General features: G+C 44.4%; 13 protein-coding genes. 6 read left to right on the top strand and 7 right to left on the bottom strand.

Annotated features, from left to right (window positions below; genetic code table 11):
* The 3 genes from RH85_RS07495 to opgC form a co-directional block, all read left to right on the top strand.
* Positions 1-725: sulfite exporter TauE/SafE family protein (locus tag RH85_RS07495; protein WP_006711610.1), on the top strand; the 725-nt coding region annotated here is incomplete at its 5' end.
* 208 nt (positions 726-933) lie between these two features.
* Entirely contained in the window at positions 934-1,143 is a 210-nt protein-coding gene (locus tag RH85_RS07490; RefSeq protein WP_006711609.1) for a hypothetical protein, read from the top strand.
* A 286-nt stretch (positions 1,144-1,429) separates the two neighbouring features.
* The gene (gene opgC, locus RH85_RS07485; RefSeq protein WP_241210366.1) at positions 1,430-2,995 is read left to right on the top strand and encodes an OpgC domain-containing protein; all 1,566 of its coding nucleotides are present in this window, start codon (positions 1,430-1,432) and stop codon (positions 2,993-2,995) included.
* Between the two features lie 80 nt (positions 2,996-3,075).
* On the opposite strand, the gene RH85_RS07480 is transcribed toward opgC, so the two are convergent.
* The 5 genes from RH85_RS07480 to RH85_RS07460 form a co-directional block, all read right to left on the bottom strand.
* Positions 3,076-4,479, bottom strand: a complete 1,404-nt coding sequence (locus RH85_RS07480; RefSeq protein ID WP_006711607.1) for a helix-turn-helix transcriptional regulator — start codon at positions 4,477-4,479, stop codon at positions 3,076-3,078.
* Positions 4,480-4,698: 219 nt separating this feature from the next.
* The gene (locus tag RH85_RS07475) at positions 4,699-6,093 is read right to left on the bottom strand and encodes a PTS fructose transporter subunit IIBC (RefSeq protein ID WP_006711606.1); all 1,395 of its coding nucleotides are present in this window, start codon (positions 6,091-6,093) and stop codon (positions 4,699-4,701) included.
* Between the two features lie 12 nt (positions 6,094-6,105).
* Complete coding sequence (locus RH85_RS07470) at positions 6,106-6,546, bottom strand: PTS sugar transporter subunit IIA (RefSeq protein ID WP_006711605.1); 441 nt, start codon at positions 6,544-6,546, stop codon at positions 6,106-6,108.
* A gap of 270 nt (positions 6,547-6,816) precedes the next feature.
* Positions 6,817-8,037, bottom strand: a complete 1,221-nt coding sequence (manA, locus tag RH85_RS07465) for a mannose-6-phosphate isomerase, class I (RefSeq protein WP_006711604.1) — start codon at positions 8,035-8,037, stop codon at positions 6,817-6,819.
* 78 nt (positions 8,038-8,115) lie between these two features.
* Positions 8,116-10,020, bottom strand: coding sequence for a fructose-specific PTS transporter subunit EIIC (locus RH85_RS07460; protein WP_006711603.1), 1,905 nt, complete (start codon positions 10,018-10,020; stop codon positions 8,116-8,118).
* 377 nt (positions 10,021-10,397) lie between these two features.
* Here RH85_RS07460 and RH85_RS07455 point away from each other — a divergent pair, with 377 nt between their 5' ends.
* Positions 10,398-11,237 carry a helix-turn-helix transcriptional regulator gene (locus tag RH85_RS07455; protein ID WP_006711602.1) on the top strand — a complete coding sequence of 280 codons (840 nt, stop codon included), beginning with the start codon at positions 10,398-10,400 and terminating at the stop codon, positions 11,235-11,237.
* A 52-nt stretch (positions 11,238-11,289) separates the two neighbouring features.
* Here the strand turns inward: RH85_RS07455 and RH85_RS07450 are convergent, their stop codons facing one another.
* A complete protein-coding gene (locus tag RH85_RS07450) occupies positions 11,290-12,066 on the bottom strand; it encodes a PTS sugar transporter subunit IIA (RefSeq protein WP_006711601.1) in 777 nt (258 codons plus the stop codon).
* Positions 12,067-12,091: 25 nt separating this feature from the next.
* Complete coding sequence (locus tag RH85_RS07445; RefSeq protein WP_006711600.1) at positions 12,092-12,391, bottom strand: PTS fructose transporter subunit IIB; 300 nt, start codon at positions 12,389-12,391, stop codon at positions 12,092-12,094.
* Between the two features lie 217 nt (positions 12,392-12,608).
* Between RH85_RS07445 and RH85_RS07440 the strand changes: the two genes are divergently transcribed.
* Positions 12,609-14,468 carry a fructose-specific PTS transporter subunit EIIC gene (locus RH85_RS07440; RefSeq protein WP_006711599.1) on the top strand — a complete coding sequence of 620 codons (1,860 nt, stop codon included), beginning with the start codon at positions 12,609-12,611 and terminating at the stop codon, positions 14,466-14,468.
* 373 nt (positions 14,469-14,841) lie between these two features.
* Positions 14,842-15,663, top strand: a complete 822-nt coding sequence (locus RH85_RS07435) for a phosphate ABC transporter substrate-binding protein (protein WP_006711598.1) — start codon at positions 14,842-14,844, stop codon at positions 15,661-15,663.
* The last annotated feature ends 75 nt before the right edge of the window (positions 15,664-15,738 follow it).

Below are 15,738 nucleotides of genomic sequence, written 5' to 3'. Positions count from 1 at the left end.
GGTTTATTGCTGGTGTATTAGGTGGCGTCATTAATAGCGTTGCGGGAGGGGGCAGTTTTATTACCTTTCCAGCGTTAATGTTTATCGGAATTCCACCAATAGTGGCCAATGCGACGAATACGTTTGCTGTGAGCGCAGGCTATGTTGCGGGAGCATATGGCTTTCGTCATGATTTTATTCATCAACCCAAACAAGTGCTCGTTATTCTCCTATTGAGTGTGATTGGTGGCGCGGTTGGGGCGGCGTTATTGCTGACCATTAGTGAGCAAATGTTTACTCACTCCATTCCTTGGTTATTGTTGTTTGCCACCTTATTGTTTTTGTTTGGTGCTCGCCTGAGTGAATGGTTGAAGCGTATAGGCAGTGCGAAATGGGCGCTTCCTATTTTACTATTGATGGTGAGTGTCTATGGGGGATTTTTTAACGCAGGTCTAGGCATTGTCGTCTTGAGTTATTTAGTGCTTGCTGGTTATCAAGACATTAATCAAATGAATGGAATTAAATTGGTTGTATCCAGTGGTGTATCTATAAGTGCTATTGTGGTTTTCTATCTGCAAGGAGTGATTGCATGGCTGCCAGGGTTCGCGGTGCTCAGTGGTAGTTTGCTGGGCGGCTATATTGCAGCGAGAGTTTCTCGCCAGCTTAAAGCCTCCCATATCAAAGCATTTGTCGCATTATCTAGTCTCGCTATGACAGGCTATTTCTTTATTGATGTTTACCTTTAAGTCATCCTCCTAGATATTTGAGGCGCCTTTCACAGAACCTAATTCGTAGTGGATCTTTGTTTTGATTTGCGATCTCGTTTGCGGTTTTTATATACAATTGTTTGGATAATATAGGCGCACAAGTTGGGCTTGTTGATGAGCCAAAGACGGAACATGTCTTCATTTTGTTCGTGCTTTTTCGATATTTCAGGTAGATAGAGGAGGAGTTATGGATAGAAAATTAGGTCAAGTAATGACAAACAGCCGCATGATTACCTTTATTGCTTTTCTGGCGGCTATATTTGCATGGTTCTTACACATGCACGCGCTTTTCTTTGTATCAGTGTTGGCTCTTATCTCCGGGGCTTTTTTGTTTATCAAAGATCGCTTCTTTCCGGTGAAAGTTATACATGTCTCGAACCGAGAAAAAAACGCGTAAATAGCCAAGTCGTTACCTAGGTAAATACCTTAGTTTTGGTTGCCATCAGCCGATGCTATTAAAGCGTCGGCTGTTTTATTTTGCTCAGCTGCGCTTAATCTTTTCCTTCCCACTCTCAAATGTCATTTTTCCGCTGCTGTATCCCTATGTTGCAGCAGGTTTGCTCATGTCTTTGCATTGTATCTTTATGCGGTATTTCGATGGAGATCATATTCATAGCACAATCGGTCAGATCGCTGGTAGTGCGAGTGTGCATACTGTCCTCTGATTAACATTCGATAAGGATATGATGATGAAGCGCATTCCCGCGTTAGATTCGATTCGAGGGTTATTGCTGTTGGTTATGACTCTTAATCACTTATTTTGGATAAGTGGTGGCAGCTCAATTTTTCAAACGTTCACCTTACAACCTTTTGGGCAATTTGGTGCCGCAGAAGGGTTTGTGCTTGTGTCCGGCTTTCTAGCGGGGGCTATTTATAGCAGACCGGCGCTTAGCCTTATAGACATTAGACAAAAGGCATGGGGCAGGGCATGGAGTATTTACCGCTATCATATCGCTTGTTTAGTGGTGATTTTTGTTTGGTTTGCTTTCTGTGTGCTCTTTTGGCCGCAAGCCGCTGAAACATTACTACCAAACTTTACCAATCTGGTTGAAGCGCCTTATTCGACGGTGATTTGGAGTGTTTTACTGGTCAACAAGCCTAATTTTCTCGAAATCTTACCGCTCTATATTATGTATATCGCTTTGTTACCAGTGATCATTGCCGCTTATCGTCGTGGCTGGATGATGATGGTAATGGCAGTGAGTTTGATTGTTTGGGGGATGAGCGGCTTCATTACCGATCAGCTACTGGTCTCTTCTTTGGCGGACCTATCTCCTCAGTTCGATTTAAAAACCGGCTACTTTGACCCGTTCGCATGGCAATTACTATTTGTGGTGGCCTCAGCATTGGGTTTTGCGGCGAATAACCCAGAATTCCGTTGGTATTCACTGCCAATCTTTGTCATTTGTTGTGTATTGGCGTTGTTGATTATGGCGATGCATCATGGCGCCTTTATTTCCTTAGGTATTCATCAAGGTGTGCTCTATTCACTCGCCGACAAACCAGAGCTAGGTTGGCTGAGAGCAACCAATATTGCGCTATGGGCTTATATTATTGCTGTGATGATTCGTATTCGCCCGACCTGGCTAGATTGTCGTCCGCTCAGTTATCTAGGGCGTCATTCGTTGCAAGTTTTCGCTTGGCACACAGTAATGATTTATTTAATGGCGCCTATGTTGATGAGCCAGCGCTTTGAAGGCCATTATGAGATCTTAATATTGCTCTGCGCTGCTTCAATCTGGATACCTGCTTGGATACGCGAAAATAAAACCAAGTTATCGAAAACAAGGCGTTTATCGATTGGTATGGGCGGGGCGGTATCAGCTGCGTTAGTGTTGTCTTTGATGTTCAAACCTCAGATTCTACCGAGTGTTGAAGCAGATGCTGATGGTTCAGCGCCATTGTCGGTAATGATTAAAAATATTCAAGATTCTGGGCCAGTGATTGTATTGGTCTATGCAGAACATGATGATCTGATGGGGCTGCCAAGTGTCCATGCACAAGGATATTCTGCGGAACAAGTTGAGCACGGGGTGACGATACCAGGCTTACCTACTGGAAAATATGCGATATTTGCCTATCAAGATGTAGATAATAATCAGCAACTTACATCAGATGTCAGTGGTCTGCCTACGGAAGGGTTTGGCTATTCAAATAACCCCGCGTTACAAGGTCCCCCAACCATGGCGCAAATAGAGTTTGCTCATCCAGAACAAGCTCATCAGGTGATCCAATTGGTGAATTTTTAATTGAGGGGTTATCTGATCACTAAGGCCGTAGCGATACGGCCTTTTTGCTATGCGTCGGTAGAGGTAACGCTTGATTGGTTCTATAGGCGCTTATTGACGAAAATAGGCGTGAGTAGCTCAAAGCGGATGATATCGTCGCCACTTTTGGCCGCTGCTGCGGTGGCATTTTTTGCCTGGGCTTGAGTGAACGTTAGCTTTCGCAATACCTCAGGTGCTGGTCGATATTGATAGTGCTCGTGTTGGAGTAAGCGTAGATAGAATTTCTCTATGTCATTTTCTAGCTGGTAGATGTCGCTGCCTTGCCAACGTGTTTTCAGATACCAGCCTTCACAGTGAATCAGGTCATCTTTCTCGGTCGACTGATTGGGCTGCGTTAATGGATGTGGCGAACAGATAAAATATTGGTATTGGTCTGCTGAATTGACATCAGGACGGTTAAATATCACCGCCTTAATGTGCTGTTTGACTGACGTAGATGAAGTGAGCTGATTAATTAGGGTAGTCAGCCTGCGAGTACCTGCTCGTTGTGCCTGGGGAATCCAATGTGACGATAGGGTTAGGTGAGTTTCATCAAGTAATACTTCATTGGTTTTGTCGAAAAGCTGCCATGTACTGTCTGCATCTGCCTGTTCGCGAAGTTCCACTGGGTATTTGTGTTGCAGGTGGCCTGTTTGATGATCGTAGATCCAATAGGCGGGTAAGCCGGCGAAGTAACATTGATGCTCTTGATAAACTCTTTGATATAACTGATTAAAGGCGATAGTGACGTAATTGGGTTCAGGCAGTGAAATAGTGGCGAGTTGAGTTGTTGGTAAACGCAATTCGAATAGTTCTTCAGGGATGCTTTGCTGTTCGGAAAAAGGAATCGCGATCGAGAGAGGGTAAGTACTGCTGAGATTTTGGTTATGCTCCCGAAACTCGATGACTTGTGCCCGATGGAGAGGCAAGGTGGCGGAATAAGGCTCAGCCATTAAACCTTGGTATGCGTTATCAATCGCTTTTACGATTACGTCTATGTCTCTAGAGGAGCTATCAATGGTGAAGGTGTAGCATCCCCAACGGGTGGGACTTTGCGACAAAATAGTCAGAGGTAAACTCAGTATTGACGCTAGCAGTTGTAGACGTTTGATGTCGAGGCGTGGAAACGACATTCTGTCGGCCCAGACATCTTGACCACGCAGCTGTGAAGGCAGGGTGCAGGTATATTGTCGGAATGCTCGCGCGAACGCTTCTTGGGATTCAAAACCATATTCAACAGCGACATCAAGGACCCGTTGTTCACTATTTGTCAGTTGGCGTGCGGCGAGGCTTATCAAGCGATATTTTTGATACTGAGAAATTGAGAATCCGGTAGTGGCTTTAAATTGGTGCTGCAAGTATGAACGGCTGAAACTGCATTGTTGAGCAATTTCGTGGATGGTCACTCTACTAGGTAGATGATCTTCGATTATGTCGATAATGCTCAGCGTCAGAGGCAAATTCATTGTGAATCATTAATGAAATTATAATAACGGCTAGCTTATGGTGGTGGAGGGCAAAACCATAGCGTAAAGCAAAATGATAATCGATGTTTGTGACGCACTTCGTGTGCAGTTAAAGTGTTGAAACAGGCCCATCAAATAGAAAAATCCGATACTCTCAACGAAAGTATCGGATGGGTTAGGACTGGTTAGAAATTACATCTAATTTGTCGGCTACGTCGATTACGCTTGAATCAGTGTCGCAGCTTGTTTCATGGCTTCTTTGGTTGAACATTCAACCACTTTAGCGTTGGCAAAACGATGAGCATCTTTCACTTGAATATCGTGAGCTAGGATAACCAGTTTCGCGTTTGCCACGTCTAAGTCAGTGATGCGGTTTTGAATGCCGTTTTGACCTTGAGTTTCAACTTTGATCTTGATGCCAGCAGCTAAGCCTGCTTTTTCTAGTGCTTTTGCAGCCATGAAAGTGTGTGCAACACCTGATGGACAACAAGTTACCGCTACAACATCATATTCGCCTTCACCTGCCACTGGAGCTGCAGCTTGAGCTGGTGCTGCTACTTGATCTTCTTCAGCTTCTTCTTCAGCAACTGGTTTCCAGAAGCCAACGATAAGTGCCGTTGTTAGAGAGCCTAGTGCGATACCAACCACATACATTGGAATATTGCTTGATACAGGAGCTGTGATCAGGCCGCCCCATGGTGCGTGCAGTAGCGTGTCAGTTAGGAAACCGAATACACAACCTACGATACCACCAGCAACGATTGATGGAAGTACACGCATTGGGTCGTTAGCTGCGAATGGGATAGCACCTTCAGAGATACCGATTGAACCCATGATTGCTGCTGCTTTACCTGCTTCTTGTTCTTGTTTAGAGAATTTCTTCTTAAATAGGAACGTTGCTAGAGCCATACCTAGTGGTGGAGTACAGATTGCGATACCAACGCCACCCATCAACCAAGGTTGAGTATCAACTTGAGTTTGAGCAAATAGCGTCGCAACTTTGTTGATAGGACCGCCCATATCAAATGCAGTCATACCACCTAGGATAGTACCTAGAACGATTTTTGATGCACCCGCCATTGACGCTAGGAATTCATTCATTGAAGCCATGAACAGTTTGATTGGCTCACCAATACCCCAAAGTACGATACCTGCAGAAATTAGAGTACCGATCAGAGGGTAGATGAAGTATGCGCCAAGTGCCGTCATGTTCGTTGATAGAGGGATTTTCTTAAGTTGGAAAACCACGCCACCAGCGATGAAACCTGCCACGATACAACCAAGGAAGCCGCCGCCCATGTCAGCCATGATACCAGAAGCGATCATTGCTGGAGCTAGAGCTGGTTTATCAGCGATTGAATAACCGATGAAACCACCAAGGATGATTGGGAACAGAACTAGACCTTTAATGCCGATATTTGAAATATCCGCCAAAATGCCTGTAGCAGGAACGGCACCTTTACCTGACGCCATTACCGCTAGAGCTAATAAAACACCACCTGCTACGATAAAAGGTAACATGTGAGAGGTACCGAAAAGTAGGTGCCCTTTTAATGTGCTGAGTGTCTTTTTAAAATCACTGTTGCTGGTATTTTGAGCTGTTAGGGTACTCATAAATAATCCACCTTATGAATTGATTAAAATATTCAGAATTTCTTCTTCATTTTTTGCGTTATTAATATCTTGGATGAACTCATCGCTGAATTTACCAAATAGTTCTTGTAGTACATAAATATGATGATCTGCGCCATTATCTGGAGAAGCAATCATAAAAAATACGGTTGGTTTGATACCATCTTCGTCGCCATACTCAATGCCTTCAGGCTTTACACCTACGGCGATAGCTGGTTCAGTAACCGCTTTGCTTTTGGCGTGTGGGTAAGCGATACCATCAGTTGATGTAACACTGACAGACTCACGCGTTTCGATATCTTGTAAAAATGATTCTTTATTACTGATTCGATTCTCATCAAATAGCATTTGAGCCAACTCTTCGAACACTTCTTTTTTATTATTAGCTTTCAGTTCGTGTTTAATTGATTTGACGTTTGTTAGTGTGGTAATCATGTTTAACTCAGGTGTTTAAGTGATGTGATAAAATTAATCCAAGTGGAGGTATTGCGAAATAGCAAAAAAAAACCATCCACTGTAGATTTGTATCAAGCGAATCCAAGTGTGATAGAGGTCATTAATAAAACGGTGGGAAGTTTGATCGTAATGGAGGGGCGCTCTGAATTGAGAATTGAGAATTGAGAATTGAGAATTGAGAATTGAGCTAGGGGAACACTCGATATAAAAAAGCCCCGCGAGTGCGAGGCTGTAGAGAGCAGTAGTGGATTAACTGTAGGCGCGAGCGACTCGTCCTTCACAGTCAATGATGTAGTTGTCCGCGTAGGCTGGGATAAAGACGGATTGGCCTTTTTCAATTGAGCAAGACTCACCATTGCCATGAGTCAGTACCATTGCTCCATCAAGAGGTAGTAATATCTCGGCGCTTTCTGTGTGGATTTGACGCTGTTTTGAATGCGAAACGATGGCGAATTTGAAGTCCTCTACTGGAATGGGGTACTCCAACATGTCGTCTTGTTCCGTTGGGTTTAAGAGTAAGCTTTCTAGTGGTTTTTCATCAAAGCGGGTACATGAAACAAGCTCATTGATGTCCATAAACTTAGGCGTAAGTCCAGCTCGTAGCACATTGTCTGAGTTAGCCATAATCTCAAGCCCGGTGCCTTTTAAATAAGCGTGAGGGGTTTCTGCGTCAAGAAACATCGCTTGACCAGGTTGCAATGTAATCACGTTAAGCATCAATGGCGCAAATAAGCCGATATCACCAGGGTATTGATTTTCCAGCTCGATAATCAATGCAAATAATGGATCTGCGCAATGGTTCGCGTGAGCGAGCAGAGCGTTGATGGCTTGATGTTTTGCTTCTCCTTCAATAGAGAGTAGGTCTGAGAAAAACAGCGATAAACCACGAGCATTGGGGTTGGCGCGCAAATGACTGAGTAGTGAATCAAGCTCAGGGATCGCAAGATCAGTAAAGTTAGCAATGATCTCTTTAACTGGTCTAAAGCCATTCATAGCGTGATATTCGGTCAACGCATAGACAAGCTCCGGTTTATGATTGGCATCTTTATAGTTGCGATTGCCCGCGCTATGTGGAATGCCTAATTGTTCCTCAAGAGCAAACCCACGTTCTGCTTGAGTCTTGTTTGGATGAACTTGTATCGACAGTGCTTTTTCCGCCGCCAACACTTTAAATAGATATGGAAGTTCACCAAAGCGGGAAGCGACTTTTTCGCTTAAGAAAGCATTGATGTTTTGCGCGATCAAACAGGACAATTTTGTAGGCTCTCCACTTTGATTACTGACGGTGGAACAACCATTAGGATGAGCGCCCATCCAAATTTCAGCCTGAGGTTCACCGGTTTGATTTTCAGTGCCAAACAGTTGAGTAAACGATGATGGGCTGCCCCATGCATAGTTTTGAATAACATTGGTCATTGGAAAGAAAACGGTTTGAGGTGCGTAATTTGGTTCGAAGGAATGATTTTGCATAAAAGTGACCGCCATAGGCTAGGATGAAATGCAAAATGGCTTGAGTTGAAGCTCAAGCCATTCGATAAGTACTGATGGTTATGCGATCGCTGCAACGAGCTTCGCTTTACGGATTTTTTTCAAGGTCACACACGTTACTGCCGTCACAGCAGCGCCGGTCGCCATAGATAGCAATGCAAGCAGCGGTAAATTCATTGCACCAAGTAGGGCAACGACTGGGCCGCCGTGAGCGACGCTGTTGGTAATTCCAAATGTGAAGGCCATAACCGCCGCGACCATAGAGCCGAGTACGTTCGCTGGAATAACAGAAAGAGGATCTTGTGCTGCAAATGGAATGGCACCTTCAGAGATACCAACCAGACCCATTGCGCCTGATGCTTTACCTGCTTCAATTTCTGATTCTTCAAAAATACCAAGCTTGCGGCCAAGCACTGTAGCGAGAGCCATACCTAGAGGCGCGACTGGGATTGCACACGCCATCGCACCCATAAATTGAGTTTGACCGCTTGCAATCATGCCAACAGAGAATAGGAATGCGACCTTATTGAACGGGCCACCCATATCGAAGCCAGCCATGCCACCAAGGACAATACCTAACAACACGACATTGCCAGTACTCATGCTGGTTAACATGGCGTTAAGGCTATCCATTAGTCCCGCGATTGGCGCGCCAATAACAAAGATGAATAAACCGGCAATGAACAGTGAGCCTGTGATCGGAGCGATCATGATTGGCACGAGTGGACGAATGAATTTGTGATAGTTGATCGAGGTGATGAACTTAACAAAGTAGCCTACTAACAGACCGGCTATGATGGCACCAATAAAACCAGTCCCAGCTTCTGCGCCGTAAAATGAACCGTTGTTTGCAATCCAACCACCAATCAGGCCTGGAGCAAGAGCAGGACGGTCAGCGATGGCATAGGCGATGTAGCCCGCAAGAATTGGAATCATTAAGGTAAAGGCAACCACACCGACTTCAAGGATTTGATTCCACATGCTGCCTGCCGGTATTGCCATACCCGATTCGCTAGGCTCGCCACCGACTGCTAGTGCGAGCGCAATGAGCAAACCACCGGTGACTACGAACGGGATCATATGAGAAACACCGTTCATCAAATAGCGATATAAGTTACCACGCGCTTGAGTAGCTTTTTCAGCCGAAGATTGAGTCGCTGGCGCCGATTTAGCGTCATAAATAGGCGCATTTAATGCCTCGTTAATCACCGCTTTTGCATCCCGAATCGGCGCTTTGACATTGGTTTCTATCAGACGTTTGCCAGCGAAACGCGCCATTTCTACTTGCTTGTCACTCGCGATGATGATTGCATCAGCGCGAGCAATGTCGTCAGCGCTTGGGCTGTTTTTTATACCAATCGAACCATTGGTTTCGACTTTGATTTCGTACCCGAGCTCAGCCGCGCCTTTTTCAAGCGCTTCAGCTGCAAGATAGGTATGCGCGACACCTGTTGGGCATCCGGTGACGCCAATCACAAAGCCTTTGCTTTCTTCATTTGAGATCGCGATAACAGGTTGAGGTTTTTCTAACAATAAATCTAAGGCTTCTTGATTCGATTGAGCAGCTAAAAAGCGCTCAATAAAACCGTCTTCGATCAGTTTAGAAGAGAGCTCTGCAAGGACTTCAATATGGTGGTTATCGCCACCATCTGGAGAGGCAATCATAAAGAACAGTTTTGATGGCAAACCATCTTCTGCGCCATAATCTATTCCATGACGACTAATGCCGATCGCGACAGCGGGTTCGGTAACTGCCGCACTCTTGGCGTGCGGTAACGCAATGCCTTCTTCGAAACCTGTGTTACCCACCTCTTCACGCGCTTTGATGTCCGTTAAAAATTGGGCTTTATCAGAGATTCGCCCTTGAGCATGAAGAATGTCGATAAGTTCGTTAAAAACGTCATCTTTAGACGTTGCTTGTAGATTAAGCGAAATTAAATCTTGATTGATTAATTTGGTGATCATGTCGCACCCCAGTTCACTTTGTTATTTTGATGGGGTTATTCTGGTGGGTGAGGCTGATGGGCTGTAGTGAAGAAAAGAAGCATTTACTAGACAATTGTAACGCATTAAAAAGAGTGTGATATAGATCGGTCGCTGGGTGCTCTGGATTGCATATTTGTGACGTATTAATTATTTGGATGAATTATGTGCTATGTCTATACTGATTGTTTTTATTGGGTTTTATGAGTGAGTTTGAATTAATTAGCTATAAAATTGTCACAGAGGCTGAATTTTTGTAACCTAATTTTTGAAGTGTGATTTTGCTCCTTGGTGAATGACCACCTACCGATGTATATCTATCTTAATAGCATTAAGAATGCGTAATTTGAGCCCATTCAATGATTTTTCATGATCTGATATCTTCAGTCCTTAGTGAACGCGAACCGTTTCATCACATATGGTTTGCTGGTGATTTTCATACGCCTCCAGAATTTAGCTACCAAGTAAACTTTCCGCGACTTGAATTGGTATTGGATGGCGAATATATCAATGAGATGGAAAGCCATGATCGCAAGGTCACTCATATTGCGGCCAAGGCGGGTGATGCTATTTTTATTCCGCCAAACTGCTGGAATAAACCTGACTGGGATACAGATTGTTCCGTTTTAAGTATCTTATTTGGTCGTCGCCAACTGGGCTTGAGCTTGGTGAGCAAGCGCAAAGGTGAAACCGGTTTTTTTGATGTCCAAAAGCACAGTATTCAGACTCGATCAGGCTTTGCGATTGACAATATTCTTGAGGCGCTTAGTTCTTTAGCGCGTGAGAGCCACAAAAAACCGATGGATGAATTGCTACTGCAAGCATTGCTTCAATACAGCAAAGTTATGCTCGAAGCGCCTATCGAACAAACGCAAAGTCGTGTTCAAGATCTTTATCAAGGAATATGTATCTATATTCAAGATAACTTCCATCGACCGATCTCGCGCGACAGTATTGCGGAGCGATTTAGTATCTCTGCGAACCATTTGTCACGTCTTTTCCGTCAACAAGGCCATATGACGCTAGCGGATTACATTACTTGGGTAAGGGTGGATCGAGCAAAGTTCATGTTGAAAAAATACAACTTCAAGTTGAGTGAAGTATCGCTGCGCTGTGGCTTTAAAGATGTGAACTATTTTTGTCGAGTCTTTAAAAATAGAACCGGTCGAACGCCAACCGAATATCGTGGCTCGGCGTAAAAATAATTTATCGATGGTGGGCTAGGATGCTGGTGACTAGCTGCGTGTTTCGTTAAACAATGAGGCGCGACATGGAGTACATCAGTAAGGCTTGTAGATCTACGCTGCTTCGGGTAAACAATAAACGTTCCGCTATTTGCCCACTAAGAAGGTTGCGGGTGAGATTTGTTGCGGAAATAATTTGTTCTCGGTTAGGTTTGGCAGGAATTACCAGTGCTATTGCGATGTGCACATCGCCCATCTTTGATGCCCAGTCTATGGCTTTTTCATTGACGATGACGGCGACCGAAACGTGTTCGACATCAGCGAACATGACATGGGGCAATGCGATGCCTGGAGTGACACATGTTGATGAGCGTTCCTCTCTTTTAATAAAGGCCAGAATCAACTCATCTGGATTGTCAGGGTAAATCAGTTGAGCCAGTCCTTTTAGACATTCGAACTTGGTCAATTCTGTGCGGGCTTTGGCGTAATGCCAATGTATTTCGCTGGGAGGGCAGATCTGCGGTAATTGCTGAGCCAGTTGGCTAGAAAATTCATAATTGATCTGTGAACCCACCAGTGTGAAATGTTCGGCTATGATGTCTTTTATGACAAAACAAGCGAGTTCCGCGTCAATACCCATTGCGGTTATTTGGCAAATGTCACCCTTGATTAACCCTGCTTGTAGCATTGCCATGGATCGTGTCAATTTGGCGCAACGATCTTGAGTAATATTCAAAATATGCAGTGAGCTTTTGAATTTCTTGGCGATTCGATGCAGTGGTGATGCAACATGAGCACTGGCGTTAGCGTCATCGACTAAAAATGTAATTTGATATTCGTTCATCAGCGATATTCAATTCTGCTCTGAGTTATCGGCAATGAATAAGAAACACTTTGTCGACGTTAAGTAATACATCTTCGATTGGGATTTGAATTTTGTTCATTCCCTCAAAACGACCGGCTTGTTCAATCTCGATGTCAGAGACAATAAGAACTCTATCTGCATGGGTGATATCTAATGGCGTTAAAGGGTTTTCGATCCCCATTGCGCCTTGTGTTTCTACTTTTATCTGGACGTTGAATTTAGATGCCGCTTTTACTAGGGCGTCTGCGGCCATATAAGTATGAGCAATACCGGTTGGGCATGCAGTGACAGCAACAATTTTCATCATGATTCTCGGCTCTATTTTTGCCCGATACTAGCATATCAAAGCGAGAAAAGTTCGCTTAAAACCATGCTCAGGTAAGAGGCGTATCACAGTTTGAAATGAGTGTTACATTTTTCCAGTTAATGCTAGATTCCTCCTATATCTTACATGGGGTAAGGTTGGTTAATCTACGCTCATGCATGGGCCGTTTTTGTTCAAATTTTAGGTGACAATAACAATGGATATAACAAATCTAATTGAACCAGAGACGATCTGTTTAGACCTTAAAGCTCAAACCAAGGAAGAAGTGTTACTGGAACTTGTCGGGTTGTTAGAGTCGGCAGGTAAATTGGTAAACAAAAACGACTTTCTGGTGGATATCTGGAAACGAGAAAGCATCGGTAATACCGGTTTTGAACAAGGTATCGCCATTCCTCATGCAAAAAGCTATGCAGTATCAACTCCGGCAGTGGCGGTTGGCATCAGTCAAAATGGCATCGATTATGGTGCTGAAGATGGCGAGCTATCGGATGTGTTTTTTATGCTCGCGTCTCCAGATGGCGATGACCACCACCATATTGAAGTATTAGCGCAGCTTTCTTCAAAATTGATTGAAGATGGCTTTGTGACGGACCTTAAGCAAGTCCAGTCAATAGAGGAAGCTCTAGCATTATTGACCGATGTTGGTGTTGAGCACCATAACGTCTATGTCGATCAGGTTGAACTCGCTCCGCCGCTGAGTCCAATGAAGCAAAGTTTGGCCAGGGCGAAAGAGCATTTGTTGTTTGGCACTTCACATATGATCCCATTTATCGTGGCTGGTGGCGTATTGTTGTCGTTATCAGTGATGATTTCTGGTCATGGTGGTGTACCAACGACAGGAGTGTTAGCGGATATTGCCCAAATGGGTCTCGCGGGGCTGACCTTATTTACCGCGGTATTGGGGGGCTATATTGCCTATTCCATTGCCGATAAACCAGGTCTTGCTCCGGGTATGATCGGTGCGTGGATTGCGGTGAGTCATTACAACACCGGGTTTCTTGGTGCTATCGTGGTCGGTTTTTTTGCCGGGTACGTGGTATGGCTGCTGAAGAAAATTAAATTGCCGAGCAGCATGAGCTCACTCGGGTCTATCTTTATTTACCCACTGATTGGCACGTTTGTAACGTGCGGTGCGGTAATGTGGCTAATTGGCGCTCCTATTGCGAATGCGATGGAGTCATTGAATCAATCGCTGGCTGGACTGGCAGGGTCGGGCAAGATCATGCTTGGCACTGTTCTCGGTGCTATGACGGCGTTTGATATGGGCGGCCCTATCAATAAAGTCGCGACGTTATTCGCGCAAACACAGATTAATACACAACCATGGTTAATGGGTGGGGTTGGAATTGCAATTTGCACTCCACCGTTAGGGATGGCTTTAGCAACACTGCTATCACCAAAGAAATTTAAACGCGATGAACGTGAAGCGGGCAAAGCGGCTGGAATTATGGGCATGATAGGCATCAGTGAAGGCGCTATTCCATTTGCCGCTTCTGATCCCGCGCGTGTTATCCCCGCAATTGTTGCCGGTGGCATTGTGGGTAACGTAATGGGTTTCATGTTTCATGTCGTCAACCATGCGCCGTGGGGCGGGTGGATTGTGCTGCCAGTTGTGGATGGGAAAATTGGCTACATCGTCGGCACCTTGGCAGGGGCACTCACCACCGCGGCTATTGTTATTTTGCTAAAAAAGACGGTCAATGAAGATGAAAGCTTAAGTTGTGCTGAGCGTTATCGTTCTATTGAAGGTGAAGGCGAAGCGGAAGTTCTGGCGGTTACCGCTTGTCCTTCAGGCGTTGCGCACACTTTCTTGGCAGCGAAGTCGTTAGAAAAAGCCGCTTACGCGTTAGGAATTAAGATTAAGGTTGAAACACAAGGTGCTAATGGTATCAATAATCGTATTACCGCCAAAGATGTCGAAAAAGCGCGCTTTGTGATCTTTGCTCATGATGTCGCGATTAAAGATCCAGAGCGATTTAATCACTTAAAAATCATTGATGTCTGTACTAAAGATGCAATGTTAAGTGCGGCGGCATTGATCAAATCGAAAACTTAGATCGAGTGGTTGTTACCATCAGATCGTGAGACTTTTCCCCCTAAGCAGACTAGTTTTCCCCCTAGACTAGTGTGCTCCTGTAATCCAACTCTGTTGGGCTAAAAGCCAGTCATAATTATGACTGGCTTTTTTACTTTATGACAAAAAGCGAAATTACTGCTTATTTCTTATGCGATAAGCTGTATGTATTTACGCCGGTTTTGTTGTTGATTCTATAAATATCAATGATTTAGTCTTGTTTTCTGTGGGCGAATGCTTTTTTACAACTGTCATATAGGCTTCAATTAAGTGAAACACAACTGTCATATTTACCCCCTAAAGTAGGCATCGTTGAATAAACACAACGGCAATAAAGCCAATAAAGGAACTTGTGATGAAAAAGACAGTTATCGGAGCGATTGCTCTACTAAGTACACTAGCAGTGACTCCAGCTTCAGCAAAAGAAACTATCTCTGCTGTAGGTTCTAGTAGCGTTACGCCACTGATGGAAGTTTTCTCTGAAACATACATGAAAGACAACGCAAACGTATATATTGAAGTCCAAGGACCTGGTTCTTCAGCGGGCGTTAAAGCTGCGAAAAATGGCAGTGCAGATTTGGGCATGTCATCTCGTAATCTAAAAGAGTCAGAAAAAGAGCCAACACTGGTTGAAGAAGTGGTTGCTCGTGATGGTATCGCAGTTGTGGTAAACCCGAAAAACAAACTTGAAGGTCTAACGGCTGAGCAAGTTACGGCAATTTACAAGGGTGATATCACTAACTGGAAAGACGTTGGTGGCGCAGATAAGCCAATCGTCGCTATTACTCGTGATACAGCATCAGGTACGCGTGGCGCATTTGAAGATATCATGAAGCTTAAGAAAAAAATTGGTGATAAGAAAGTATCAGCGATTTCTCAACGCGCTCAAGTTGCCAACGGTAACGGTGCTCTGAAAACAATGGTCGCATCTAACCCATACGCAATCGGCTACATCTCACTAGGTACTGTTGATGGCTCAGTAAATGCGCTTGATATCAATGGCACTCCAGCTTCAGTAGATAACGTTAAGAACGGTTCTTACCAAGTAGCTCGTCCATTCCTTGTTCTTTACAAAGAAGGCAAACCGACGGCTGAAGCTCAAAAATTCTTAGATTGGATGCTAACTGACGAAGCACAAACAATCGTAGAAAGTAAAGGTTACATCTCAGTTAACTAATATTCGAATACCCATTATTGCTCAGCCCGCATTGGGCTGAGCCTTTTGTTACACGACTGCCCGATATGATTGGGC

This window comes from Vibrio ichthyoenteri ATCC 700023 (assembly GCF_000222605.1).
In the GTDB taxonomy this organism is placed as follows: Bacteria; Pseudomonadota; Gammaproteobacteria; order Enterobacterales; family Vibrionaceae; genus Vibrio; species Vibrio ichthyoenteri.
The sequence above is the reverse complement of the archived record's forward strand: the minus strand, read 5'-3'. Positions and strand labels throughout refer to the sequence as shown.

Bases quoted from the DNA above. Each gene is read 5' to 3' on its own strand.
- RH85_RS07475 (WP_006711606.1), bottom strand. From the start codon at position 6,093: ATGAGTACCCTAACAGCTCAAAATACCAGCAACAGTGATTTTAAAAAG.
- RH85_RS07490 (WP_006711609.1), top strand. From the start codon at position 934: ATGGATAGAAAATTAGGTCAAGTAATGACAAACAGCCGCATGATTACC.
- RH85_RS07445 (WP_006711600.1), bottom strand. From the start codon at position 12,391: ATGAAAATTGTTGCTGTCACTGCATGCCCAACCGGTATTGCTCATACT.
- manA (WP_006711604.1), bottom strand. From the start codon at position 8,037: ATGCAAAATCATTCCTTCGAACCAAATTACGCACCTCAAACCGTTTTC.
- RH85_RS07470 (WP_006711605.1), bottom strand. From the start codon at position 6,546: ATGATTACCACACTAACAAACGTCAAATCAATTAAACACGAACTGAAA.
- RH85_RS07450 (WP_006711601.1), bottom strand. From the start codon at position 12,066: ATGAACGAATATCAAATTACATTTTTAGTCGATGACGCTAACGCCAGT.
- RH85_RS07460 (WP_006711603.1), bottom strand. From the start codon at position 10,020: ATGATCACCAAATTAATCAATCAAGATTTAATTTCGCTTAATCTACAA.
- RH85_RS07455 (WP_006711602.1), top strand. From the start codon at position 10,398: ATGATTTTTCATGATCTGATATCTTCAGTCCTTAGTGAACGCGAACCG.
- opgC (WP_241210366.1), top strand. From the start codon at position 1,430: ATGATGATGAAGCGCATTCCCGCGTTAGATTCGATTCGAGGGTTATTG.
- RH85_RS07435 (WP_006711598.1), top strand. From the start codon at position 14,842: ATGAAAAAGACAGTTATCGGAGCGATTGCTCTACTAAGTACACTAGCA.
- RH85_RS07440 (WP_006711599.1), top strand. From the start codon at position 12,609: ATGGATATAACAAATCTAATTGAACCAGAGACGATCTGTTTAGACCTT.
- RH85_RS07480 (WP_006711607.1), bottom strand. From the start codon at position 4,479: ATGAATTTGCCTCTGACGCTGAGCATTATCGACATAATCGAAGATCAT.